Genomic DNA, 22663 nt, shown 5'->3' on the forward strand with positions numbered 1-22663 from the left:
CTCTGGCCCGTTTTGCTGCGCCTCGCCCTCGTGGATGAACAGGGCCGATGGACCTTGTTCGGGGGCCTCATCCTTCGATCTTCGTGAAATCCGCGATCTGCTGGCCCGCGGCGCGGATGCGGTGCAGCAGGTTCAGGCGGTTGCGGCGGAGGATCTGGTTGTCGGTGTTGACCTGGACCGCCTCGAAGAAGGCGTCGATGGGCGCGCGCAAGGCGGCGATGGCGGTCATGGCGGCGGGGAAATCCTCGGCCGCGATGGCCTGTCTGATCGCCGGTTCGGCGGTGTCGAGCGCGGCGAAGAGGGCGCGTTCCTCATCGGTTTCGGCGAACTTCACGTCGGCGCCGAAGCTGTATTCGACGCCGTCCCTTTCCTCGGCCTGCGCCAGGATGTTGCCCGCGCGCTTGAGGCCCTGGGTGAGGTTTTTCCCGTCATCGGTTTGCAGCATGGCGTTCAGCGCGGTGGCGCGGTTCACCACCAGCACGAGGTCGTCATTGCCGGGCTGCGCCAGCACGGCGTCGATGATGTCGTGGCGGATGCCCTGGTCGCGGAGATGGACCTTGAGGCGGTCGTGGAGGAAAGGGACAAGTTCGTGAGGCGGAATCGGAATTCCACTCTCGATAGTAAATGTTTTTCCTTCAAGGGCAGGATCTGTTACTTTTTTTATTCTCAAACCTGTCTTCTGCTGAAAGTCATCAACGGCTTTTTTCTCCTCTCGGACATATGCATCATCAAGCTGATCCCAAATTTGCATGTCAGAAAACCGAAGAATTGTACCATCCAATGAAGTTCGCACTTCATTTGTTAGTACTAGACGAATAACCCCCAACGCCGCCCGCCGCAGCGCAAAGGGATCCTTCGATCCCGTGGGCTTTTCATCAATCGCCCAGAACCCGGTCAGCGTGTCGATCTTGTCAGCTAGTGCAACCGCCACTGACACCGGCGCGGTCGGCACGGCGTCCGACGGACCCAGCGGCGAATAGTGGTCGCGGGCGGCGTCGGCTATGGCCTCGGGCTCACCCGCCGCAAGCGCGTAGTAGCGGCCCATGGTGCCTTGCAGTTCGGGGAACTCTCCGACCATGGCGCTGCGCAGGTCCAGTTTCGCCAGGCGTGCGGCGCGTTCGGCCTGGTCCGGGTCGGCGCCGACCAGGGGGGCGATCTCGCGGGCCAGGGCGGCGATGCGCTGAATCCGGTCGAACTGCGAGCCCAGCTTGTTGTGGAAGGTGACCGACTTCAGACCCTCGGCCCAAGCGGCCATAGGTTCTTCGGCCTTCGCCTCGCGCAGGTCGTTTTCCCAGAAGAACGCCGCGTCCGACAGGCGGGCGGCCAGCACGCGCTGGTTCCCGGCCAGGATGGTGGCGCCGTCGTCCGGGGTCTCGATGTTGGCGACGGTGACGAAGCCCTCGATCCGGTCGGTCCTGGGGTTTCTGGCCGAGAAGAACTTCTGGTGTTCCTTCATCGAGGTTTGCAGCACCTCGGGGGAGGTCCAGGAAACGCTCCTCGATCACGCCCATCAGGGGGACGGGCCATTCGACGAGGCCCGCGACCTCGGACAGCAGGGCGGCGTCGGGGACGATCTGCCAGCCGCGCGCGAAGGCCAGGTTCTCGGCCCCCTGGCGGATGGCGGCCTCGCGTTCGGCATGGTCCAGGATCACATGGGCGCGGCGCAGTTTGGCGGCATAGTCGTCAAAGCCCGTGACGGTGAAGGCGTCGGGGGACAGGAAGCGGTGGCCGCGGGTGGTGTTGCCCGCGGCGATCCCCTCGACGGTCAGGGGGACGACGGTGGCGCCGGATTCGTCGGACAGCAGGCAGAGGATGGAGTGCAGCGGGCGCACCCAGCGCAGGCTGCCCGAGCCCCACCGCATCGACTTGGGCCAGGGAAAGTTGCGGATGGTGGCGTCCAGAACCTCGGCCACGATCTCGGAGGCCGGTCGGCCGGCACGTTCGAGGACGGCGAACCAGACCTGGCCCTTCTTGTCGTCGCGCGCCTGAAGCTGGTCGCGCGTCAGGCCCGTCGAGCGCAGGAAGCCTTCCAGAGCGGCCTCGGGCGCGTCGGTGCGGGGGCCCTTGCGTTCCTCGCGCGTGGTGGGGCTGTTCGCGGTCAGCCCCTCGACCGCCAGGGTCAGGCGGCGCGGCGTGGAAAATGCCCCGGCCGAGGCATAGGTCAGCCCGGCATTCACCAGACCGTCGGTGACCAGCTTCCTCAGATCCTCGCGGGCGCGGGCCTGCATCCGGGCGGGGATTTCCTCGGAGAACAGTTCGATCAGCAGGTCGGGCATCAGTCCATCACTCCGCGTTCCGGGGTCTTGTCGTTGTATTGGTGCCAGCCATAGACGCGGCCATCGGGATAGATCGCCAGCACGCGGTCCACGTCGGGGCGGATCTCGGGCTGGGACAGGACGGCCGTGGCCGCGCCGGCTTCAAGATCGGCGGTGATCCGGCCGTGGTCGAAGCAGTCGAACCAGCCGGGCGCGCCCAGCGGGGTGGCGCCCGGGAAGGGCACCGGATCGACGGGCTGTTCGGCCAGCACCGCGCAGGCCCGCCAGCGCAGGGGCGAGCTGTCGGCGTCGATGCCCTGGAAGTCGGTGACCGGCAGCACGGCGGGGCCGGCTGCCGTCTGCACGGTAATCGCATCGGCGGCCGGAATGCGGTCGTAGAAGTGGTATTCCTGCAGATACCACATCCCGCCCCCGGCGATCACCGCGACGCCCAGCAGGCCGATGCCGACGATCTTGCCGTTCATGACGGGACCGGCTGCCCGGCTGCGTCGGTGGTCAGGAACAGGTCGGCGCAGGCCTTGGCCAGCGCGCGGACCCGGCCGATATAGGCTTGCCGTTCCGTGACCGAGATCACGCCGCGCGCGTCCAGCAGGTTGAAGATGTGGCTGGCCTTGATAGCCTGGTCATAAGCGGGGTGCGCCATCGGGATGGTGCGTCCCGCACCGTCCACGGGATCGGCGGCCAGGATGCGGGCGCATTCGGCCTCGGCGTCCTTGAAGTGCTGGAACAGCGTGTCGGTGTCGGCGACCTCGAAGTTCCAGCGGGAATATTCGCGTTCCGTCTGCCGGAAGACGTCGCCATAGCTGAGCGGGATCGGCGCGTCAGGGTCGTTGAAGGGCATGTCCATCACGTGTTCCACGCCCAGCACATACATCGCCAGCCGTTCCAGCCCATAGGTCAGTTCGCCCGACACCGGGCGGCAGTCGTGGCCGCCGACCTGCTGGAAATAGGTGAACTGGCTGACTTCCATGCCGTCGCACCAGACTTCCCATCCCAGGCCCCAGGCGCCCAGCGTGGGGATTCCCAGTCGTCCTCGACGAAGCGGACATCATGGGCCAGCGGATCCAGGCCGATGGCGCGCAGGCTGCCCAGATACAGATCCTGCATGGCCGCGGGCGACGGCTTGATGATGACCTGATACTGGTAATAGTGCTGAAGGCGGTTCGGGTTCTCGCCATAGCGGCCGTCGGTGGGGCGGCGCGAGGGCTGGACATAGGCCGCGGCCCAGGGCCGTGCGCCCAGCGCGCGCAGGGTGGTCGCCGGGTGGAAGGTGCCGGCCCCCACCTCCATGTCGTAGGGCTGCAGGATCGCGCAGCCCTGCGCCGCCCAGTAGTTCTGCAGGCGCAGGATGACATCCTGAAAGCTGCGGGGTCGGTTGGGGCTGGTCATCGGGGCCGTCCTTTGCGTAGATCAGCACATGCTTGCGCGCCTTCTAGGCGGGGCGGGGAACAGGGTCAATAAAGGCCACGAAAGGGAACGGGATGCGGCGCTTGGCGTGCTTGGTGGTGGCGGCGGGACTGCCGGTGGCGGCATGGGCGCAGGAGGCGGTGATCCGCATCGAGGCCCGGCGCGACGGCGACGCGGCCCTCTCCGCCGCCCTCTGGGCCGAGCGGCTGGACGACGTGGTGACCTTTCCGCTGCCGGGCGGCTGGACCGCCATCGCCATCGGCCCCCTGCCGCCCGATGAGGCGCGCGAGAGGATCGGCGAATTGAAACGGGCACGGCGGATCCCGCGCGACAGTTTCGTGGTCGTGCCGGGCGCGGACGTGGTGCTGACGCAGGTGACCGGCGGGGCCTTGGCCGAACCCGCCCTTCAGGCCGCGGAACCCGCCGCGCCGCAGCCCGATGCGCCCGCGCCGGGGGTCTATATGCGCCTGCAATCGGTGCCAGCCCGGGCCGAGGCCGATGCCGCCCTGGCCCAGTGGCGCCAGACCTTCCCCGAGGCCGGGCTGGTAAGCCTGCCCGACGACCGGTTCGGGGTGGTGCTGGGTCCGCTGGATCGCGCTGCCGCCGAAGCCTGGTTGCGAGCCTTCAGGCAGGGCGGCCTGATCCCCGAGGACGCCTTTCTGTCCGACGCCGCCGACCTGGGCCGCGTGGTCGAGCCGGGCGAGGCGCCGGATCTGCCCCCGCCCCCCGCCACCCCCGCCGAGATGCCGCCGCTGGAGGAGGTGCAGCGCGCCCTGCGCTGGGCCGGGTTCTATGACGGCCAAATCGACGGCAAGACGGGCCCGCGGACGCGCGAGGCCATCGCCGCCGAGATCGCCGCCAGCCGCCGCTCGACCGATCCCGGCACGGCGATGCGCGCGCTGATCGCGCGGCGCGACGCCTGGCGATCCGAGATGGGGCTGACCGCCCTGCAGGACGAGGCGACGGGCCTTTCGGTGCTGGCGCCGATGGACCGGCTGGAGTTCGACCGGGCGGAACGCGCGCTGTCGATCTATGGCCCGAAGGATGGCTCGGGCGCGGCGCTGATCCTGTTCAGCCAGCCGGGCGGGCAGCAGGAACTGCTGGATCTGTCGGGTCTTGTCACCGCGCTTGGCTGGGTGCCGCAGCCCAGCCGCAGCATCAGGCGCGGCCATGTCCTGCTGGAGGGCGCCAACGACACCCATATCGGCCGCGCCGAGGGCTGGGTCCGCGACGGCCGGGCCGAGGGCTTCGTGCTGATCTGGCCCGCCTCGGACGCCGAGGGTCAGGCGCGGCTTGCGGCCGAGATGTCGGACAGCTTCGCGCGCCACGCCCCGGCCGCCAACGACGCGCCCGCCCAGCCCGCCGCAGACCCGCTGGCCAACCCCTAGCCCCGCCAGAAGCGCGGCAGCAGCAGCACCAGGACCGACACCAGTTCCAGCCGGCCCAGATACATGCCCAGGGTCATCAGCCACTTGGCGCTGTCGGGAAATTCGGCGACCGAGCCGTTGGCGGTGATCTCGGGGCCCCAGACGGGGCCGATATTGGCGATGGCGGTCCAGGCGCCGGTCAGCGCGGTGCGGGGATGCAGCCCGGTCAGCGACAGGCCCACGATCAGCAGGCCGAAGGTCAGCATGAACAGCGTGAAGAAGGCCATGACGGAATCGATCACGTCCTGGTTCAGCGGCCGCCCCTCGTAGCGAAGGGCATAGACGCGGTGCGGCGAATGCATCCGCCGCAGCTGCGCGCGCACCGCCTGGAACAGCACCAGATAGCGGAACACCTTGACCGAACAGCCGGTCGATCCGGTGCAGCCGCCGATCAGGCCGCAGATGATCAGGATCGCCAGCGGCAGATGGCCCCATTCCAGGACGTTGGCCGAGGCGAGATCCCGTGCCCGAAAAGGTGGAAATGACGTTGAAGACGGTCTCGCGGGCGATCTCGGCGAAGGAACCCTGGTGCTGCAGGAACACGATCCGGTAGATCAGGATGATCCCGCAGGCATAGCCGATCCAGCGCAGATAGGCGCGGATCTGCACGTCGCGCCAGATCGGCGTCAGGTTGCCGTGCATCGCCTGCACCAGCCGGATGAAGGGGACCGAGGCCAGGATCATGAAGACCGACGCGGCCCATTCCAGCGGGCCCAGGAAGGCGGCGAAGCTGGCGTCATAGTTCGAGAAGCCGCCCGTCGAGACGGTCCCGAACGCCTGGACGATCGCGTCGAAGCCGTTCATTCCCAGCAGAAGATAGGTGATCGTGCAAAGCGCCGTCAGCATGATGTAGATGCGCGTCATCTCGGCCGCGATCTCGGCCGCGCGGGGCATGATCTTGCCCAGCGTGTCGAAGCCCTCGGACCGGAAGAACTGCATCCCCCCGACCTTCATGATCGGCAGAAAGACCATCGCGACGACGACGATCCCCAGGCCGCCCGTCCAGTGCAGGATGGCGCGCCACAGATGGGTGCCGCGCGGAAGGTCGTCCAGCAGCGGAAAGACCGTCGTGCCGGTCGTCGTGACGCCCGACATCGCCTCGAAATAGGCATCGACGAAGCGCGCATCTGGCTGGCCCAGCATGAAGGGCAGGGCGCCGAAGACCGGCAGCGCCGCCCACAGGCCCGAGGTCAGCAGGAAGGCCTGCTGGATCGACAGGCTGCGGTAATCGCCCCAGGTCGCGAGCGACACCAGGCTGCCCGCCACGACCGTCAGCGCCGCGCATTGCAGGAACACCATCCAGTGCGGATCGCCGTGCCACCAGTCCACCAGCATCGGCGCCAGCATCGAGACCCCCAGGGTCACGATGATCTTGCCGATCGGATGGGCCACGGGGCGCAGGTCAACCATCCCGCCTGCTTGCCCCCTGTCCGTTCAGGCGTCAAGCGCCCTGCCGGCGGCGCCGGCTAGCTGTTGGGATCCTGATAGACGCCGGTTTCCTTCAGCGTGTCCACGACCTCTTTGGGCATGTAGGTTTCGTCGTGCTTGGCCAGCAGGTCCCGGGCCTCGAACCGGCCGTCGCGGTAATAGCCCTTGGCGATGGTGCCCTGGCCTTCGGTGAACAGGTCGGGGCGCGGGTCGCGGCCGACATAGCTGACGGGGATCTCGGCCGCGCCGTCGGTGATGACGAAGTCGAACTCGACCCCGTCCCGGTTCACGATCGAGCCGTCCTTCACCAGCCCGCCCAACTGGAAATATTCGTCGGGATCGGGGGCGGCCTGGGCCACCTGCGTGGGCGAGCGGTAGAGGTTGATGCCGTCGCGAAAGCCATAGCCGATCAGCGCCACGGCGATCAGCAGGGCGGCCGAGGCGGCCAGGATCACCTGGATCCGGCGGCGTTTCTTCAGGGATTTCATGCCCGCCATGACCTTGACCTCATGCTGCCTCGAAATGGATCGGACGCCGCAGGAACTGCGTCGCCTTGCCCGACACCCGCACCGGATCGCCGGTGGTCAGGTTCCGCGACACCGTGCCCGGGCCCACGAATTCCGGCCGGCGCTGCAGATAGTCTGCCAGGCTTTCCGCGACCAGCCCGGCCTGGCTGAAGACCTTGACGTTCGGGCCAAGCGCCTTCTGGAAGGCGTGCTGGACCAGCGGATAATGCGTGCAGCCCAGCACCGCGGCCTCGGGGTGGGGCATCCGGCGCAGCAGCGCCTCGACATGGCTGGCCACAAGCGCCTCGGCCAGGATTTCGTCGCCCATCTCGATGGCATCGACAACGCCGCCGCAGGGCTGGGCCTCGACATCGACGCCCACGGCGCGGAAGGCCAGTTCCCGCTGGAAGGCGCGGCTGGCCACGGTCGCGGGGGTGGCGAACAGCGCCACATGCTTGACCGCGACCTCGCGCGGGGGAATTGTCGCCCCAGCGGCGTTCGGTCAGCGCCTCGATCAGCGGGACGAAGACGCCCAGCACGCGCTTGTCCCGGGGCAGCCAGGTTTCCTGCATCCGCCTCAGCGCGGCGGCCGAGGCGGTGTTGCAGGCCAGGATCACCAGATCGCAGCCTTCCTGCCACAGCCGCTCGACCCCCGCGCAGGTCAGGTTGAAGATGTCCTCGGCGGTGCGGGTGCCATAGGGGGTGTGCTTGTTGTCGCCCAGATAGACCAGCGGAAGGTCGGGCAGGCGCGCGGCGATGGCCTGATGAACGGTCAGCCCGCCCAGTCCCGAGTCGAAAACGCCTACTGCCATGCTGCTGTCCTTGTCCGCCGTGACGCGCCTTTTACGGCGCATCGCGGATCTTGGAAATGACCTGGATCAGATCCCTCACCCAAAGGTGGTCATTCGGCCGCCTGCTGCAAGGGCGCCTGGCCGCTGCGGAACTGCGCCAGAAGTTCGGCGCGCCGCGCCGCGGCCTCGGCCTCGGCCCGGGCCTTAACGGGGCCGAAGCCGCGCACGGTCAGGGGCAGTTCGGCCAGTTCGATGGCGACGGGCATGGTCGCGTCCGTCACCTTCGCCAGAACCTCGCGCATGTCCGCTTCGTATTCGCGGATGGCGGCGCGTTCGCGGCGCCGGTCGGCCATGTAGCCGAACGGATCGAAGGGCGTGCCGCGCAGGAACTTCATGCGGGCCAGCACCTTGAAGCCGGTCAGCATCCACGGGCCGAACTCGCGCTTCTTGGGACGGCCCTCGGCGTCCCGGCCAGGCAGCATCGGCGGGGCCATGTGCAGCGTCAGCCGGGTGTCGCCGTCCCATTGCTCGGCGATCTGCCGGGCGGTGGACAGATGCAGCCGCGCGACCTCGTATTCGTCCTTGTAGGCCAGCAGCTTGTAGTATCCGCGCGCGACGCTTTCGCGCAGCGGCGCGGGGGCCGCATCGACCAGGTCGCGGAATCGCTTGGCCAGCCGCCGGTTCTGGTACCCGACCAGCCGCGCCTCGCGGTAGGCGATGGGGTCGGGGGGAAGCTGCGCCACCTCGGCGGGCTTGCGGGTCTGGTCGGGGAAGGCCATCGCCCAGCGGCCGATCTGGAAGGCGCGCTGGTTCTCGGCGACCTTGGCGCCGTTCAGTTCGATCGCCTGCATGATCGCCTCGAGCGTCAGCGGGATCAGCCCCTGCTGCCAGGCGGCGCCCAGCACCAGCATGTTGGAATAGATCGAGTCCCCCAGCATCCGCAGCGCCAGGTCGTTGGCGTCGAAGAAGGCCACCCGGTCGCGCAGCCGCGCCTGGAGCGAGACCTTGAGCTGGTCCGCGGGCACCCGGAAGTCGCGCTGCCGCGTGAAGGTGCCGGTGATGATCTCGTGGTCGTTCACCACCGCGCCGGTGCGGCCGGTGGTCATCAGGCCGATGGTCTTGGCGCCCGCGGTGACGACCAGATCGCCGCCGATGATGCAGTCGGCCTCGCCCACGGCGACGCGGATGGCGCTGATGTCCTCGGGACGGTTGGCCAGGCGCAGGTGGATATGGACCGCGCCGCCCTTCTGGGCCAGACCCGCCATCTCCATCATGCCGGCGCCCTTGCCGTCGATATGGGCGGCCTGGGCCAGCACCGCGCCCAGCGTCACCACCCCGGTGCCGCCGACCCCGGTGATGACGAGGTTGTGGGTGCCGTCGATGGCGGGCAGGGCGGGCAGGGGCAGGTCGGGGATGTCCAGGGCCTCGGCCTGGGGCTTTTTCAGCTTGCCGCCCTGGACGGTCACGAAGCTGGGGCAGAAGCCCTTGAGGCAGCTGTAGTCCTTGTTGCACGAGGACTGGTCGATCTGGCGCTTGCGGCCCAGTTCGGTGTCCAGCGGCACGATCGACACGCAGTTCGACTGCACGCCGCAATCGCCGCAGCCCTCGCAGACCTCAGGGTTGATCCAGACGCGGCGATCGGGGTCGGGGAACTGGCCCTTCTTGCGGCGGCGGCGCTTTTCGGCGGCGCAGGTCTGGATATAGAGGATCGCGCTGACGCCGCTGGTCTGCGCCAGGTCGCGCTGGACGGCCATCATCTCGGCCCGCTCCTCGAAGCGCAGGCCGGCGGGGAACTGCTTCTGGTCCACGTCTTCCTTTTCGTCATAGACCACGACCAGGGGATTGACGCCCATCGCCACCAGTTCGCGGGCGATCTGCGGGGCGGTCAGGCCGCCTTCGTTCGGCTGGCCGCCGGTCATGGCGACGGCGTCGTTGAACAGGACCTTGTAGGTGATCGTGGTGCCCGCCGCGATGGCCGCGCGGATCGCCAGCGACCCGGAATGGTTGTAGGTGCCGTCGCCCAGGTTCTGGAAGACGTGCTTGCGCTTGCTGAAGGGGGCCTCGCCCACCCAGTTCGCGCCTTCGCCGCCCATCTGGGTGAAGCCGGTGGTGTCGCGGTCCATCCACTGCACCATGTAGTGACAGCCGATGCCGGCATAGGCGCGGCTGCCCTCGGGCAGCTTGGTCGAGCTGTTGTGCGGGCAGCCCGAGCAGAACCACGGCGTCCTGACCGCGATCTCGGGAGCGTTGTCGGCGCGGCGCACCTCGGACAGCTTGGACAGGGCGGCCTGCAGCCGGTCGGTGCGGCGGCCTTCCTCGATCAGGATGTCGCCCAGGCGCTGCGCGATCAGCACCGGGTCCAGGGCATAGCGGGTCGGGAACAGTTCGACCTGGCGGCCGTTTTCCCAGGTGTCGCCCTTGTGCCAGCCATAGACGCGGCGGCCGCGGCGGTCGTCGAAGATCGCCTCCTTGACCTGCACCTCGATCAGCTTGCGCTTTTCCTCGACCACGATGATCAGATCCAGCCCCTCGGCCCATTCGTGGAAACTGGTCATGTCAAGCGGCCAGGTCTGGCCGATCTTGTAGGTGGTGATGCCCAGGCGTTCGGCTTCGGCCTGGTCCAGACCCAGCAGCGACAGGGCGTGGACCACGTCCAGCCAGTTCTTTCCGGCGGCGCAGATGCCGATCCTGGCGCCCGGCTGGCCCCAGATCCGGCGGTCGATGCGGTTCGCGCGGGCAAAGGCCTCGGCGGCGAAGCGCTTGTAGTCGATCATCCGCGCTTCCTGCGCGATGGGCGTGTCGCCCAGGCGGATGTTCAGCCCGCCCTCGGGCATCACGAAATCCTCGGGGGTCACGAAGCTGAGCCGGAAGGGATCGCCGTCCACGACGCTGGTCGCCTCGACGGTGTCCTTCATGGTCTTGAGCCCGGTCCAGACGCCCGCGAAGCGGCTGAGCGCCCAGCCATACAGGCCATAGTCCAGGATTTCCTGCACCCCGGCGGGTGACAGGACGGGGATATAGGCGTCCACCATCGCCCAGTCGGACTGGTGCAGCACGGTCGAGGATTCGCCGGTATGGTCGTCGCCCATCGCCATGACCACACCGCCATGCCGCGAGGTGCCGGCCATGTTGGCGTGGCGCATCACGTCGCCCGAACGATCGACGCCCGGACCCTTGCCGTACCACAGGGCGAAGACCCCGTCATGCTTGCCCTCGCCGCGCAGTTCGGCCTGCTGGCTGCCCCAGATGGCGGTGGCGGCCAGATCCTCGTTCAGGCCGGGCTGGAACAGGATGTTCGCGGCGCTCAGCCGCTTGGCCTCGCGCATCATCTGAAGATCGACGCCCCCCAGAGGAGAGCCCCGATAGCCGGTCGCAAGCCCCGCCGTGTTCAGCCCGGCCGCCCTGTCGCGCGCCGCCTGCATCAGCATCATCCGCACAAGGGCCTGGGTGCCGTTCAGCAGCACCTGCGGCTTGCTCAGGTCGAACCGGTCGGCCAGCGAAAATTCCTGCTTGCTCATGGTAGGGTCTCCTCCGCATCAGGGCCATCATAGGTCAGCTTTGCTGACCGACCAAGAAGAAACTTCGCATTTGCCTTTCGCTTGCTGAAAATCAACAGACGGGTTAGGTCTGCAAAAAACGCATGGCGGCCATTGACGGATTGTAACAGCATGGACTGGGACAAGCTTCGAATCTTTCATGCCGTGGCCGATGCGGGCAGCCTGACCCATGCCGGGGACACGCTGCACCTGTCGCAATCCGCCGTCAGCCGCCAGATCCGCGCCCTGGAAGAGGCCTTGGGAACCACCCTGTTCCACCGCCACGCCCGCGGCCTGATTCTGACCGAGCAGGGCGAACTGCTGTTCGAGGCCACATCGGCCATGGCCCGCAAGCTGGACACCGCCGCCGCCCGCATCCGCGACAGCGAGGAACACGTCTTCGGCGAACTGAAGGTGACCGCGACGGTCGGCTTCGGGACGTTGTGGCTGGCCCCGAAGCTGGTCAAGCTCTATGAAAAATACCCCGACCTCAAGATCGACCTGATGCTCGAGGAACGGGTTCTGGACCTGCCCATGCGCGAGGCGGACGTGGCCATCCGCATGAAGGAACCCAGCCAGTCCGACCTGATCCGGCGTCGGCTGCTGAACATCCGGATGCGGCTTTACGCCACGCAGGAATACCTGGACCGCGCGGGCGTGCCGGCCACCATGGCCGACCTGTCGCCCTATCGCCTGATCTGCCAGCGGCCCGACCAGCCGCAGGTCGCCGCCGGGGCGCGTCTGGTCCAGGAAATCATGGCCCAGAACATCGGCTCTACCCTGACGGTGAACAACTATTTCGGGGTCCTGCAGGCCGTGCTGGCCAATCTGGGCATCGGCGTTCTGCCCGACTACCTGACCGCCGACCACCACCGGCTGGTGCGCGTGCTGCCCGACATCCAGTCCGGCGAGGTGCCGGTGTTCCTGGCCTATCCCGAGGAACTGCGCCAGACCCGCCGGGTGGCCGTTTTCCGCGATTTCGTGCTGGAGGAAATCCAGGCCTTTCGCCGCCGCCAGAGCGAGGCGCTGCTGCAGGAAGCCATCAACGGCGCCTGACGGGCGGGGCATCTGCGGGGCTCGGCGCACGCAACCCGGGCAGGCAGCCATTCCCTGATCGCATGGCGGGTATGCTGATGATGCAGCGTCACCAGCCTTGATCAGTTTGCAGCCTGCCCATAAATCAGGCCGTGAAGGCGATGGTCAGCGTAACGGCGCATCACCTTCTACCTCCCTGTTGGACTTGGGCCGGGCCTTGTGCCCGGCTTTTTTTGGGCCCCCGTTCCGGCCGGGCGGGGCGCGGGCCTTCCCATGCGCGGCGACTGGCCATAATAAGCGCCAGACCCCACGCGCAGGAAGGCCACGCCATGCAGGACCCGACGATCACCCCCGCCCTGATCGCCGCGCACGGGCTGAAGCCCGACGAATACGACCGCATCCTGCAGATCATCGGTCGCGAACCCAGCTTCACCGAACTGGGCATCTTCTCGGCCATGTGGAATGAACACTGCTCCTACAAGTCCTCGAAGAAATGGCTGCGCACCCTGCCCACCAGCGGCCCCCAGGTGATCTGCGGCCCCGGCGAGAACGCGGGCGTGGTGGACATCGGCGACGGGCAGGCGGTGGTGTTCAAGATGGAAAGCCACAACCACCCCAGCTATATCGAGCCCCACCAAGGCGCGGCGACGGGCGTAGGCGGCATCCTGCGCGACGTCTTCACGATGGGCGCGCGCCCGATCGCGGCAATGGACGCGCTGTCCTTCGGCCGGCCGGAGCATCCCAAGACGCCGCATCTGGTCAAGGGCGTGGTGGAAGGCATCGGCGCCTATGGCAACGCCTTCGGCGTCCCGAATGTCGGCGGAGAGGTACGCTTCCACCGCAGCTATGACGGCAACTGCCTGGTCAACGCCTTTGCCGCCGGGCTGGCCGATGCCGACCGGATCTTCTATTCGGCCGCCTCGGGCGTGGGGATGCCGGTGGTCTATCTGGGCGCCAAGACCGGCCGCGACGGGGTGGGCGGCGCCACCATGGCATCGGCCGAATTCGACGACAGCATCGAGGAAAAGCGCCCCACCGTGCAGGTGGGCGACCCCTTCACCGAGAAATGCCTGCTGGAAGCCTGCCTCGAACTGATGCAGACCGATGCGGTGATCTCGATCCAGGACATGGGCGCGGCGGGGCTGACCTGTTCCGCCGTCGAGATGGGCGACAAGGGCGGCCTGGGGATCAGGCTGGTCCTGGACGCCGTGCCGCAGCGCGAGACCGGCATGACCGCCTACGAGATGATGCTGTCGGAATCCCAGGAGCGGATGCTGATGGTGCTGCGCCCCGAGAAGGAGGCCGAGGCCCGCGCCATCTTCGAGAAATGGGATCTGGATTTCGCCATCGTCGGCGAGACGATCGCCGAGGACCGCTTCCTGATCCTGCACGGCAACGAGGTCAAGGCCGACCTGCCGCTGTCGAAACTGTCGTCGTCGGCGCCGGAATACGACCGCCCCTGGGTCGAAACCCCGCCCGCCGGGCCCGAACCCGACCTTCCGGCGATCACGCCGATCCGGGCGCTGCGCGCGCTGATCGGCTCGCCCAATTACGCGCACAAGGCCTGGGTCTGGGAACAGTACGACACGCAGGTGGGCGCCGACACGGTCCGCCGCCCCGGCCTGGGGGCGGGGGTGGTGCGCGTCCACGGCACCAGCAAGGCGCTGGCCTTCACCAGCGACGTGACGCCGCGCTATGTGAAGGCCAATCCCTTCGAAGGCGGCAAGCAGGCCGTGGCCGAGGCCTGGCGCAACCTGATCGCCGTGGGCGCCCAGCCCCTGGCCGCCACCGACAACCTGAACTTCGGCAACCCCGAAAAGCCCGAGATCATGGGCCAGTTCGTCGGCGCGATCAAAGGGATCGCCGCCGCCTGCACGGCGCTGGATTTCCCGATCGTGTCGGGCAACGTCTCGCTTTACAACGAGACCGACGGCAAGGGCATCCTGCCCACCCCCACCATCGGCGGCGTGGGCCTGATCGACACCCTGTCGAACCTGATCGCGGGCCTGCCGTCCGAAGGCGACGTGGCCATCGTCATCGGTGAAACGCGCGGCCATCTGGGCCAGTCGGCCCTTGCCGCCGAGGCCTTCGGGATCGAGGAGGGCGACGCCCCGCCCGTCGATCTGGCCGCCGAGCGCAGGCATGGCGAGTTCCTGCGCGCCAACCGCGCCCATGTGGCCTCGGCCACCGACCTGTCGGACGGCGGGCTGGCGCTGGCCGCCTTCGAGATGGCCGAGGCGGCAGGCATCGGCATCCGCCTGGACAGCGGCGACATCGCCCAGCTGTTCGGCGAGGATCAGGCCCGCTATCTGCTGGCCTGCGACGCGGCCGGGGCCGAGGCGCTGCTGAAGGCCGCCGATGCCGCGGGCGTTCCCGCAGCCCAGGTCGGCGTCTTCGGGGGCCTTGCGGTGCAGATGGGCGACGACGCCGGCGATCTGGCCGACCTGTCGCAGCTTTACCGCACGGCCTTCGCCAAGGCGATCCGGGGCGACATGCCGGATCACGCATGACCGTCAGGGCGCCTTCGGGTTATGCCGCGATCATCACCGCGGCGGGGCGCGGCACCCGCGCGGGCGGGCCGCCGAAGCAATGGCGCGACCTGGGCGGGCACAGCGTCCTGGCCCGGTCGCTGGCCGCCTTCGCGGGCTTCGACCGCGTGGTGCTGGTGGTCCACCCCGACGACATGGCCCGCGCCATCCGCGACTTCGCGGGCGGCGTGACTATCGTGACCGGGGGCGAGACGCGCGCGGCCAGCGTCATGGCCGGGCTGCAGGCCCTGGACGGCCAGGCAAGCCACGTCCTGATCCACGACGGCGCGCGGCCTCTGGTCGGGGATGACGTGATCCAGGGCGTCATCGACGCCCTGCAGGCCGGCGCGCAGGCCGCCGCCCCGGCCCTGCCGGTCAGCGACGCCTTGTGGACCGGCGCCGACGGGATGGTCACGGGCACCACCTCCCGAGCGGGGCTTTTCCGCGCGCAGACCCCGCAGGGCTTTGTCCTGGACCGGATATCCCGGGCGCACCGCCTTGGCGCGGATGATGCCGCCGACGACGTGGAACTGGCCCTGAAGGCGGGGATGGCGGTTGCCATCACGCCGGGGTCCGAGGACAATCTGAAGATCACCTTTCCCGCCGACTTCGCGCGGGCCGAACGGATACTGGGGACCGCCATGGATATTCGCCTGGGCAACGGCTACGACGTCCACGCCTTCGGGCCGGGCGATCACGTCTGGCTTTGCGGGGTGCGGATCGCGCACGACGCCGGGCTTGTGGGCCATTCCGACGCCGATGTGGGGATGCACGCCCTGACCGACGCCATCTACGGCGCCCTGGCCGAGGGCGACATCGGCCGCCACTTCCCGCCCGCGGACCCGCAATGGAAGGGCGCCGACAGCGCCATCTTCCTGCGCCATGCCGCCGATCTGGCGCGCGGACGCGGCTTCGGCTTCGGCAATGCCGACGTGACGCTGATCTGCGAGGCGCCCAAGATCGGCCCCCACGCCGCCGCCATGCAGGACCGTCTGGCCGCGATCATGGGCGTCGAGGCCGGCCGCGTCAGCGTCAAGGCCACCACCTCGGAACGGCTGGGCTTCACCGGCCGGCGCGAGGGGATCGCCGCCATCGCCACCGCCACGCTGATGAAGGTGCAGGGCTCATGATCGCGATCGTCACCACGTTCTTCGGCATCGGCAGGCTTCGACCCGCGCCCGGCACCTGGGCCTCGCTGGCGGCGGTGGTGCTGGCGGTGCTGCTGTATCAGGCGGGCGGGGCCCTGCTGCTGCCGCTGGCCTTCCTGCTGGCGGCGGGCCTGGGCTTCTGGGCGGTGCCGCAGGCCCTGGCCGTCTCCGCCGACCCAGACCCCTCGTTCATCGTCATCGACGAGGTGGCGGGCCAGTGGCTGGCGCTGTGCTTCACCTTCATCCCGCTGGCGCGCCACGGGGTGCCGATCCTTGCCGCCTGGCCGGCCTTCGTGGTGCCCTTCCTGCTGTTTCGGCTGTTCGACATCTGGAAGCCCTGGCTGGTCGGCCGCGCCGACCGCCGCCACGACGCCCTGGGGCTGATGCTGGACGACCTGTGGGCGGGGCTGTTCGCGGGCATCACGGCGGTCGTCCTGGCCGGGATCTATCACGGGATGATCCAGCAATGAGCCTTGCCGCCGACGTTCTGGACGCTGCCCGCGCCCGCGGCGTGATGATCGCCACCGCCGAAAGCTGCACCGGCGGCCTGATCGCCGGCGCGCTGACCGAGGTTCCGGGATCGTCCGACGCCGTGGACCGGGGCTTCGTCACCTATTCCAACGCCGCCAAGCTGCAGATGCTGGGGGTCCGCCCCGAGACGCTGGAGGCCCACGGTGCCGTCAGCGAACAGGTCGCGGCGGAAATGGCCTTCGGGGCGCTGCGCCACTCTGCCGCGGGCATCGCGATTGCGGTGACGGGTATCGCAGGACCGGGCGGGTCCGAACACAAGCCCGAAGGGCGCGTCTGCTTCGGCATCGCCGAACCCTTCGGCACCCGCACCGAAACCGTCGAGTTCGGCGCCATCGGCCGCCGTCAGGTCCGCGCCGCGACCGTGGACCACGCGCTGCAGATGCTGCTGGACGCGCTGCGCGGGCAACGCGCGGTCGGTTAACGGCCGGTTAACGCGCCCCCGCCACCCTTGTGCCTCATCTGCAGGACGGGGGTGTTCCATGCCAAGCGTTGAGGAAGTCGCGGCCCAGATCGTCGCGCGCGAAGGCGGTTACGTCAACGATCCCGACGATCCGGGCGGGGCCACCAATTTCGGCGTCACTGTCGGGACCATGCAATCGCTGGGGCTGGATCTCGACAGGGACGGCCGCGTCGACGCCGCCGATGTGCGGATGCTGACCCGCGCCCAGGCGCAGCAGATCTTCGTGGAACATTATTTCCGCCGCCCGCGCCTGGCCGAACTGCCCGACCCCGTGCAGGCCAGCGTCTTCGACATGTATGTGAACGCGGGCGCCAACGCGGTGAAGATCCTGCAACGGCTGGTCGCGCGCATGGGCTTTGCGGCGACGGCGGACGGCGTGATCGGCCCGCAGACCCTGGCCGCGGCGCAGGACGCGGCGGCGGCGGCGCCCGACCACTTCGCCGATGCCTACGGCATCGCCCGGCGCAACTACTATTACGCCCTGGCCGATCAGCGCCCCGCCAGCCGCAAATACGCCCGCAGCAAGGCCGGCGGCAAGGGCGGCTGGATCACCCGGGCCGAGGAGTTCATCAGCCCCCGCTATCACCTGACCGAGGCCGAACACCGCGAAAGGACCGCCAGATGGGCATGATCGACCGATTCATTGGCGTCAGCCAGGGGGTGACCGCCTTGGGCAGCGCCGCCACCGGCGTGGCCGAGGTGTTCACCCGCAACGCCACCCGCAAGATGGAGCTCGAGGAAGAAGCCTATGCCCGCGCCATCGACCAGCACGGGCAAGAGTTCCAGACCGTCCGTCCGGGCTTCTTCGACAGCTTCGTGAACGGCCTGAACCGCCTTCCGCGTCCGCTTCTGGCCCTGGGGACGATGGCGCTGTTCGTCTATGCCATGATCGAACCCGAAGGTTTCGGCCTGCGCATGGTTGGCCTGCAGCAGGTTCCCGAACCCCTGTGGTGGCTGCTGGGGGCGATCGTCGGCTTCTATTTCGGCGCGCGCGAGGCGCATCATTTCCGCCATCGCGTCTGGCCCGCCCAGCAGGTCAAGACCAGCGTCACCACCACGCAGCAGGTGGCGGTCAGCAAGCCCGACGACGAATTCGCCGACAACGCCGCCTTGCGCGACTGGGTGGCCAGCCTGCGCGAATAGGCCGCGATCCCGGCCACGCAAAACTGATGACGGCGGCCAAGGGGGGACTTTTCCCCCTTTGCCATGGGCCTATGCTGGTGGGGCACCAGAGGATCCCGTCATGACAGCAGAACTTGGCCATTTCGCCCTGATCCTTGCCTTCGCGGTGTCGCTGTATCAGGCGGTCGTGCCGATGGTCGGCGCCTCGAAGGGCTGGGGACCCTGGATGGACAGCGCCCGCCCCGCCGCGGTGGCGCAGTTCCTGCTGGTCGGCCTGTCCTTCGCGTCGCTGACGGTGGGCTTCGTCACCTCGGACTTCTCGCTGGAACTGGTCTACGAGAACTCGCACACCGCCAAGCCCCTGCTCTACAAGATCAGCGGCGTCTGGGGGAACCACGAGGGTTCGATGCTGCTGTGGGTGCTGATCCTGGCGCTGTTCGGGGCGGCGGCCGCAACCTTCGGCGACAACCTGCCCCCGGCGCTGCGGGCGCGCGTCCTGGCGGTGCAGGCGGCCATCGGCGCGGCCTTCTATGCCTTCATCATCTTCACCTCGAACCCGTTCCTGCGGCTGGAAAGCCCGCCCTTCGACGGGCGCGACCTGAACCCGCTGCTGCAAGATCCGGGCCTCGCCTTCCATCCGCCGTTCCTCTATCTGGGCTATGTGGGCCTATCCATGGCGTTTTCCTTTGCCGTCGCCGCCCTGATCGAGGGCCGCGTGGACGCCGCCTGGGCGCGGTGGGTGCGGCCCTGGACGCTGGCTGCCTGGATGTTTCTGACCATCGGCATCGCGCTGGGTTCGTGGTGGGCCTATTACGAACTGGGCTGGGGCGGCTTCTGGTTCTGGGATCCGGTGGAAAACGCCAGCTTCATGCCCTGGCTGCTGGCCGCGGCCCTGCTGCATTCCGCCATCGTCGTCGAAAAGCGCGAGGCGCTGAAAAGCTGGACGATCCTGCTGGCGATCATGGCCTTCGGCTTTTCCATGATCGGCACCTTCATCGTGCGCTCCGGGGTCATCACCTCGGTCCACAGCTTCGCCAGCGATCCCGCGCGCGGCGTGTTCATCCTGGGGATCCTGGTGGTCTTCACCGGCGGGGCGCTGACGCTTTATGCCGCGCGGGCCGGGCAGATGACCGCCAAGGGGGTCTTTGCCCCGGTGTCGCGCGAAGGCGCGCTGGTGCTGAACAACGTGCTGCTGGCGGTGTCGGCCTTCGTGGTCTTCATCGGCACCATGTGGCCGCTGATCGCCGAGATGCTGTGGGACCGCAAGCTGTCGGTCGGGCCGCCCTTCTTCAACCAGGCCTTCACCCCGTTCATGATCGTGCTGGCGATCGTGCTGCCGCTGGGGTCGATCCTGCCCTGGAAGCGCGCCGCCCTGCCGCGCGCCCTGCGCCCGCTGCGCGGCGCGGCGGTGCTGGCGGGGGCGGTGATGGCGCTTGTCTTCGCGGTTTCGACCGGGCGTTCGGCCATCGCCGTGATCGGCGCGGGGCTGGGCGCCTGGATCATCTTCGGGGCGCTTGCCGAACTGGTCCACCGCACCGGCCAGTCGGGCCTGTCGCGCCTGCTGCGGCTGCCGCGCGCGGACTGGGGCAAGGCCACAGCGCATGCCGGCATGGGCGTGACCTTCATCGGCGTGGCCCTGCTGACCGCCTGGCAGGTCGAGGACATCCGCGTGGCGCAACCGGGCCAGCCCTTCCGGGTCGGCGGCTATGACATCATCCTTGCCGACGTGGACGAGATCGAGGGCCCGAACTACGTCTCGACCACCGCGACCATGCAGGTATCGCGCAACGGCCGCGCGGTGGCGGTGCTGCATCCCGAAAAGCGCGTCTATCCCGTCCAGGCGATGCCCACGACCGAGGCCGCGATCGACAACGGCATCTTCCGCGACATCTATCTGGTGATCGGTGACGAACAGGCCGACGGCGGCGGATGGGCGGTCCGGACCTATATCAAGCCCTTCGCCAACTGGATCTGGGCGGGCGCGCTGCTGATGGCGCTGGGCGGCGTCATCAGCCTGTCGGACCGCCGCTACCGGGTCGCCGCGGGGGCCCGGCGTGCGCCCGCGGGGACGGTGGCCGCGGAATGAGGCGGCTTCTGATCCTGCTGGCCCTGCTGCTGCCTGTGGCCGCCTTCGCCGTCCAGCCCGACGAGGTTCTGCCCGACCCTGGACAAGAGGCGCGGGCGCGCGAGATCTCGCAAAAGCTGCGCTGCCCGGTCTGCCAGGGCGAGAACATCGACGAATCCAACGCCCCCATCAGCCGCGACCTGCGGCTGTATGTCCGGGAACGGATCGTCGCGGGCGACAGCGACGACGCGGTGATCGACGCGGTGGTGGACCGCTTCGGCGAATTCGTGCTGTTCGAGCCGCGGGCCCGGGGCGGCAATCTGGTGCTGTGGCTGGCCGGTCCCGTGATGGCGCTGCTGGCGCTGCTGATGGCATGGCGGTTCCTGCGGTCGCGCGCCGCTGCCCGCCCCGACGAGGCGCCGGCGCTGACCCAGGCCGAGCGCGAGCGGCTGGACCAGATCATGCGCGACTGACGCGGGGTCGCGCTTTTCCCCGGCGCGTTTGCGTCATGATGCCCGCAAAGAGGGGGACCGACATGAGCCTTGAGACCATCGACCTCGTCAGCCGCGACGGCGTGGCGACCCTGACGCTGAACCGGCCGCAGGTGATGAACGCCCTGAACAGCCGGATGCGGGCCGAGATCACCGAGACGGTGGGAAACCTGCCCGGCGGCACGCGCTGTCTGGTCATCACCGGGGCCGGGCGGGGCTTCTGCTCGGGCCAGGATCTGACCGACCGGGTGGCCGCGGCCGATCTTGAGGCCACGCTGCGGGATGAATACGAACCGATGCTGCGGGCGATCCGGGCCTGCCGCGCGCCGGTCATCGCCGCGGTCAACGGCGTGGCGGCGGGCGCGGGGGCCAATCTTGCGCTGGCGGCGGATGTGGTGATCGCGGCCGAAAGCGCCAGCTTCGTCCAGGCCTTCACGCGCATCGGCCTGGTGCCCGACGCAGGCGGGACCTTCGTCATTCCCCGCGCCGTGGGCATGGCGCGGGCCCTGGGCATGATGCTGTTCGCGCAACCCCTCGGCGCCCGCCAGGCCGCCGACTGGGGGCTGATCTGGGAGGCCCTGCCGGATGCGGACTTCGCCGAGGGCGTCGCGGCGCGGGCCCGGCACCTGGCGCAGGGCCCGACCGGCGCCTATCTTGCCATCCGCGAGGCAGTCGAGGCCTCGACCCAGAACGACCTCGAGGCGCAGCTTGCCCTCGAGGCGCGGCTGCAGGGCGCGGCGGGCCGCAGCGCCGATTTCGTCGAAGGCGTCACGGCCTTCCTGGAAAAGCGCGCGGCGCGGTTCACCGGACGCTGATCAGGCGATCTGGGCGAAACGCGGCACGGCCGTGCGGTTGTCGAAGAAGGGCACCGTGTCGGGGACCGGCAGGGGGGCGTCCGGCGCAAGGCCCGCGACAAGATCGGTAACCTCGGCCAGCACGACCTCGGTGATGAAGGGCAAATCGAGCGCGCGGGCCTGCGACAGGGGCACCCAGTGCAGGTGCGAAAGCTCGTCGCAGGCGCGGGTGAAATCGTCGGGATCGGTGGCAAGCGCCGCGGCGTCGGCCAGGAAGAAATGCGCGTCGAAGCGGCGCGGCCGGCCCGCCGGCGTGATGGCCCGGAACAGATAGGTCAGCGCCGAGGCGTCCGGCTGAAGCCCCGCCGCGTCGAAACCCGGCAGCGGGCTGGATCCGGGCCGGCCGATCAGTTGTCCGGTTTCCTCGGCCAGTTCGCGCAGGGCGGCCGCAGCGACCGCATCGGCATCGGCGGCCGAGCCTGCCCGGGGCTCCTGCACAAGACGGCTCCGATGGGGTTCGGCCAGGGGGGCGGCAAGCGCCACCCCGGCATCCGCCGGATCGACGGCGCCGCCGGGAAAGACGTATTTCGACGGCATGAAGGCGGCGCCGGCGCCCCGCATCCCCATCAGGACCGACACGCCCGCGCGTTTTCGGCGCAGCAGGATGACGGTCGCGGCGTCGCGGACGGGCGGGGCGGGATCGCTCATGAGGCCAGGGGCTCGGCGCCGAAGCCGTGCATCCGCCGTGCCCATTGCAGGCCGACGAACGCCCCCTTGATGCGGGGCAGCAGCAGCAGCGACAGCAGGGCGGCGCCCAGGCCGAAGGTCCAGATCATCGTCATGGCCGAGGGACGCCAGGCGATGTAGCAGGCCAGCAGCAAGGGCGCGCCCAGATGCGACACCAGCAGGATCGTCAGATAGGCCGGGCCGTCATCGGCGCGCTGATGATGCAGCGGCTCGTTGCAGGCGGGGCAATGGTCGGCGACCTTCAGGAACGACCGGAACAGCCGGCCTTCCCCGCAGGCCGGGCAGCGCCCCAGGGCGCCGCGCAGCATCGCCTGCCCGGTCGGGCGTTCGGACGGATCGGGGATGGGGGCAGGTGGCGGCATGGCATTCTC

16 protein-coding genes and 4 pseudogenes are annotated in these 22663 nt (G+C 68.9%); 11 read left to right on the forward strand and 9 right to left on the reverse strand.

All coding sequences use genetic code 11. From position 1 onward, the window contains the following. Positions 1–67 precede the first annotated feature (67 nt). The 3 genes and pseudogenes from glyS to ACZ1HC_RS08935 all read right to left on the reverse strand — a co-directional run bounded on the left by glyS (position 68) and on the right by ACZ1HC_RS08935 (position 3665). Positions 68–2276 (reverse strand): annotated as a pseudogene (gene glyS, locus ACZ1HC_RS08925) (glycine--tRNA ligase subunit beta). Beyond that, the gene (locus tag ACZ1HC_RS08930) at positions 2276–2740 is read right to left on the reverse strand and encodes a DUF6446 family protein (protein ID WP_472699668.1); all 465 of its coding nucleotides are present in this window, start codon (positions 2738–2740) and stop codon (positions 2276–2278) included. The pseudogene glyS and the gene ACZ1HC_RS08930 overlap by 1 nt, the downstream one beginning before the upstream one ends. Next, positions 2737–3665: pseudogene (locus tag ACZ1HC_RS08935) on the reverse strand (glycine--tRNA ligase subunit alpha). Before ACZ1HC_RS08935 ends, ACZ1HC_RS08930 begins: the two are co-directional and overlap by 4 nt. Positions 3666–3757: 92 nt before the next feature. Between ACZ1HC_RS08935 and ACZ1HC_RS08940 the strand changes: the two are divergent. Further along, on the forward strand, positions 3758–5071 hold the full coding sequence (locus ACZ1HC_RS08940) for a peptidoglycan-binding protein (protein WP_472699669.1): 1314 nt from the start codon (positions 3758–3760) through the stop codon (positions 5069–5071). Here the strand turns inward: ACZ1HC_RS08940 and ACZ1HC_RS08945 are convergent. The 4 genes and pseudogenes from ACZ1HC_RS08945 to ACZ1HC_RS08960 all read right to left on the reverse strand — a co-directional run bounded on the left by ACZ1HC_RS08945 (position 5068) and on the right by ACZ1HC_RS08960 (position 11353). Then, a pseudogene (locus ACZ1HC_RS08945) lies at positions 5068–6520 on the reverse strand (TrkH family potassium uptake protein). The gene ACZ1HC_RS08940 and the pseudogene ACZ1HC_RS08945 sit on opposite strands and share 4 nt — an antisense overlap. Before the next feature lie 56 nt (positions 6521–6576). Continuing rightward, complete coding sequence (ccmE, locus tag ACZ1HC_RS08950) at positions 6577–7026, reverse strand: cytochrome c maturation protein CcmE (RefSeq protein ID WP_472699670.1); 450 nt, start codon at positions 7024–7026, stop codon at positions 6577–6579. A 19-nt stretch (positions 7027–7045) separates the two neighbouring features. Further along, positions 7046–7856: pseudogene (locus ACZ1HC_RS08955) on the reverse strand (glutamate racemase). An 89-nt stretch (positions 7857–7945) separates the two neighbouring features. After that, positions 7946–11353 carry an indolepyruvate ferredoxin oxidoreductase family protein gene (locus ACZ1HC_RS08960; RefSeq protein WP_472699671.1) on the reverse strand — a complete coding sequence of 1136 codons (3408 nt, stop codon included), beginning with the start codon at positions 11351–11353 and terminating at the stop codon, positions 7946–7948. 150 nt (positions 11354–11503) lie between these two features. Between ACZ1HC_RS08960 and ACZ1HC_RS08965 the strand changes: the two genes are divergently transcribed. The 10 genes from ACZ1HC_RS08965 (at position 11504) to ACZ1HC_RS09010 (ending at position 21566) form a co-directional block, all read left to right on the forward strand. Continuing rightward, a complete protein-coding gene (locus ACZ1HC_RS08965) occupies positions 11504–12427 on the forward strand; it encodes a LysR family transcriptional regulator (protein ID WP_472699672.1) in 924 nt (307 codons plus the stop codon). Between the two features lie 308 nt (positions 12428–12735). Next, positions 12736–14916, forward strand: a complete 2181-nt coding sequence (gene purL, locus ACZ1HC_RS08970) for a phosphoribosylformylglycinamidine synthase subunit PurL (RefSeq protein ID WP_472699673.1) — start codon at positions 12736–12738, stop codon at positions 14914–14916. Beyond that, positions 14913–16064 (forward strand): bifunctional 2-C-methyl-D-erythritol 4-phosphate cytidylyltransferase/2-C-methyl-D-erythritol 2,4-cyclodiphosphate synthase, encoded by a 1152-nt coding sequence (locus ACZ1HC_RS08975; protein WP_472699674.1) that lies wholly within the window; start codon positions 14913–14915, stop codon positions 16062–16064. The genes purL and ACZ1HC_RS08975 overlap by 4 nt, the downstream gene beginning before the upstream one ends. After that, positions 16061–16552, forward strand: a complete 492-nt coding sequence (locus ACZ1HC_RS08980; RefSeq protein WP_472699675.1) for a phosphatidylglycerophosphatase A family protein — start codon at positions 16061–16063, stop codon at positions 16550–16552. The genes ACZ1HC_RS08975 and ACZ1HC_RS08980 overlap by 4 nt, the downstream gene beginning before the upstream one ends. Beyond that, entirely contained in the window at positions 16549–17034 is a 486-nt protein-coding gene (locus tag ACZ1HC_RS08985; protein WP_472699676.1) for a CinA family protein, read from the forward strand. The genes ACZ1HC_RS08980 and ACZ1HC_RS08985 overlap by 4 nt, the downstream gene beginning before the upstream one ends. Before the next feature lie 58 nt (positions 17035–17092). Next, entirely contained in the window at positions 17093–17704 is a 612-nt protein-coding gene (locus ACZ1HC_RS08990) for a holin-associated N-acetylmuramidase (protein ID WP_472699677.1), read from the forward strand. Beyond that, positions 17701–18216: a holin family protein gene (locus ACZ1HC_RS08995; protein ID WP_472699678.1), complete on the forward strand. Its 516-nt coding sequence runs from the start codon at positions 17701–17703 to the stop codon at positions 18214–18216. Before ACZ1HC_RS08990 ends, ACZ1HC_RS08995 begins: the two co-directional genes overlap by 4 nt. A gap of 100 nt (positions 18217–18316) precedes the next feature. Next, entirely contained in the window at positions 18317–20281 is a 1965-nt protein-coding gene (locus ACZ1HC_RS09000) for a heme lyase CcmF/NrfE family subunit (protein ID WP_472699679.1), read from the forward strand. After that, positions 20278–20733: a cytochrome c-type biogenesis protein gene (locus ACZ1HC_RS09005; RefSeq protein WP_472699680.1), complete on the forward strand. Its 456-nt coding sequence runs from the start codon at positions 20278–20280 to the stop codon at positions 20731–20733. The genes ACZ1HC_RS09000 and ACZ1HC_RS09005 overlap by 4 nt, the downstream gene beginning before the upstream one ends. Before the next feature lie 62 nt (positions 20734–20795). Next, positions 20796–21566, forward strand: a complete 771-nt coding sequence (locus ACZ1HC_RS09010; RefSeq protein WP_472699681.1) for an enoyl-CoA hydratase-related protein — start codon at positions 20796–20798, stop codon at positions 21564–21566. On the opposite strand, the gene ACZ1HC_RS09015 is transcribed toward ACZ1HC_RS09010, so the two are convergent. After that, positions 21567–22253 (reverse strand): NUDIX hydrolase, encoded by a 687-nt coding sequence (locus tag ACZ1HC_RS09015; RefSeq protein WP_472699682.1) that lies wholly within the window; start codon positions 22251–22253, stop codon positions 21567–21569. It lies immediately after the preceding gene. Continuing rightward, a complete protein-coding gene (locus ACZ1HC_RS09020; protein ID WP_472699683.1) occupies positions 22250–22654 on the reverse strand; it encodes a DUF983 domain-containing protein in 405 nt (134 codons plus the stop codon). Before ACZ1HC_RS09020 ends, ACZ1HC_RS09015 begins: the two co-directional genes overlap by 4 nt. Between the last annotated feature and the right edge of the window lie 9 nt (positions 22655–22663).

The sequence above is a fragment of the Paracoccus sp. BR5-17 genome, from assembly GCF_055693925.1.

Excerpts from the sequence above, each read along its gene's own strand:
- ACZ1HC_RS08930 (WP_472699668.1), bottom strand. The coding sequence starts at position 2,740 with ATGAACGGCAAGATCGTCGGCATCGGCCTGCTGGGCGTCGCGGTGATC.
- ACZ1HC_RS08940 (WP_472699669.1), top strand. The coding sequence starts at position 3,758 with ATGCGGCGCTTGGCGTGCTTGGTGGTGGCGGCGGGACTGCCGGTGGCG.
- ccmE (WP_472699670.1), bottom strand. The coding sequence starts at position 7,026 with ATGAAATCCCTGAAGAAACGCCGCCGGATCCAGGTGATCCTGGCCGCC.
- ACZ1HC_RS08960 (WP_472699671.1), bottom strand. The coding sequence starts at position 11,353 with ATGAGCAAGCAGGAATTTTCGCTGGCCGACCGGTTCGACCTGAGCAAG.
- ACZ1HC_RS08965 (WP_472699672.1), top strand. The coding sequence starts at position 11,504 with ATGGACTGGGACAAGCTTCGAATCTTTCATGCCGTGGCCGATGCGGGC.
- purL (WP_472699673.1), top strand. The coding sequence starts at position 12,736 with ATGCAGGACCCGACGATCACCCCCGCCCTGATCGCCGCGCACGGGCTG.
- ACZ1HC_RS08975 (WP_472699674.1), top strand. The coding sequence starts at position 14,913 with ATGACCGTCAGGGCGCCTTCGGGTTATGCCGCGATCATCACCGCGGCG.
- ACZ1HC_RS08980 (WP_472699675.1), top strand. The coding sequence starts at position 16,061 with ATGATCGCGATCGTCACCACGTTCTTCGGCATCGGCAGGCTTCGACCC.
- ACZ1HC_RS08985 (WP_472699676.1), top strand. The coding sequence starts at position 16,549 with ATGAGCCTTGCCGCCGACGTTCTGGACGCTGCCCGCGCCCGCGGCGTG.
- ACZ1HC_RS08990 (WP_472699677.1), top strand. The coding sequence starts at position 17,093 with ATGCCAAGCGTTGAGGAAGTCGCGGCCCAGATCGTCGCGCGCGAAGGC.
- ACZ1HC_RS08995 (WP_472699678.1), top strand. The coding sequence starts at position 17,701 with ATGATCGACCGATTCATTGGCGTCAGCCAGGGGGTGACCGCCTTGGGC.
- ACZ1HC_RS09000 (WP_472699679.1), top strand. The coding sequence starts at position 18,317 with ATGACAGCAGAACTTGGCCATTTCGCCCTGATCCTTGCCTTCGCGGTG.
- ACZ1HC_RS09005 (WP_472699680.1), top strand. The coding sequence starts at position 20,278 with ATGAGGCGGCTTCTGATCCTGCTGGCCCTGCTGCTGCCTGTGGCCGCC.
- ACZ1HC_RS09010 (WP_472699681.1), top strand. The coding sequence starts at position 20,796 with ATGAGCCTTGAGACCATCGACCTCGTCAGCCGCGACGGCGTGGCGACC.
- ACZ1HC_RS09015 (WP_472699682.1), bottom strand. The coding sequence starts at position 22,253 with ATGAGCGATCCCGCCCCGCCCGTCCGCGACGCCGCGACCGTCATCCTG.
- ACZ1HC_RS09020 (WP_472699683.1), bottom strand. The coding sequence starts at position 22,654 with ATGCCGCCACCTGCCCCCATCCCCGATCCGTCCGAACGCCCGACCGGG.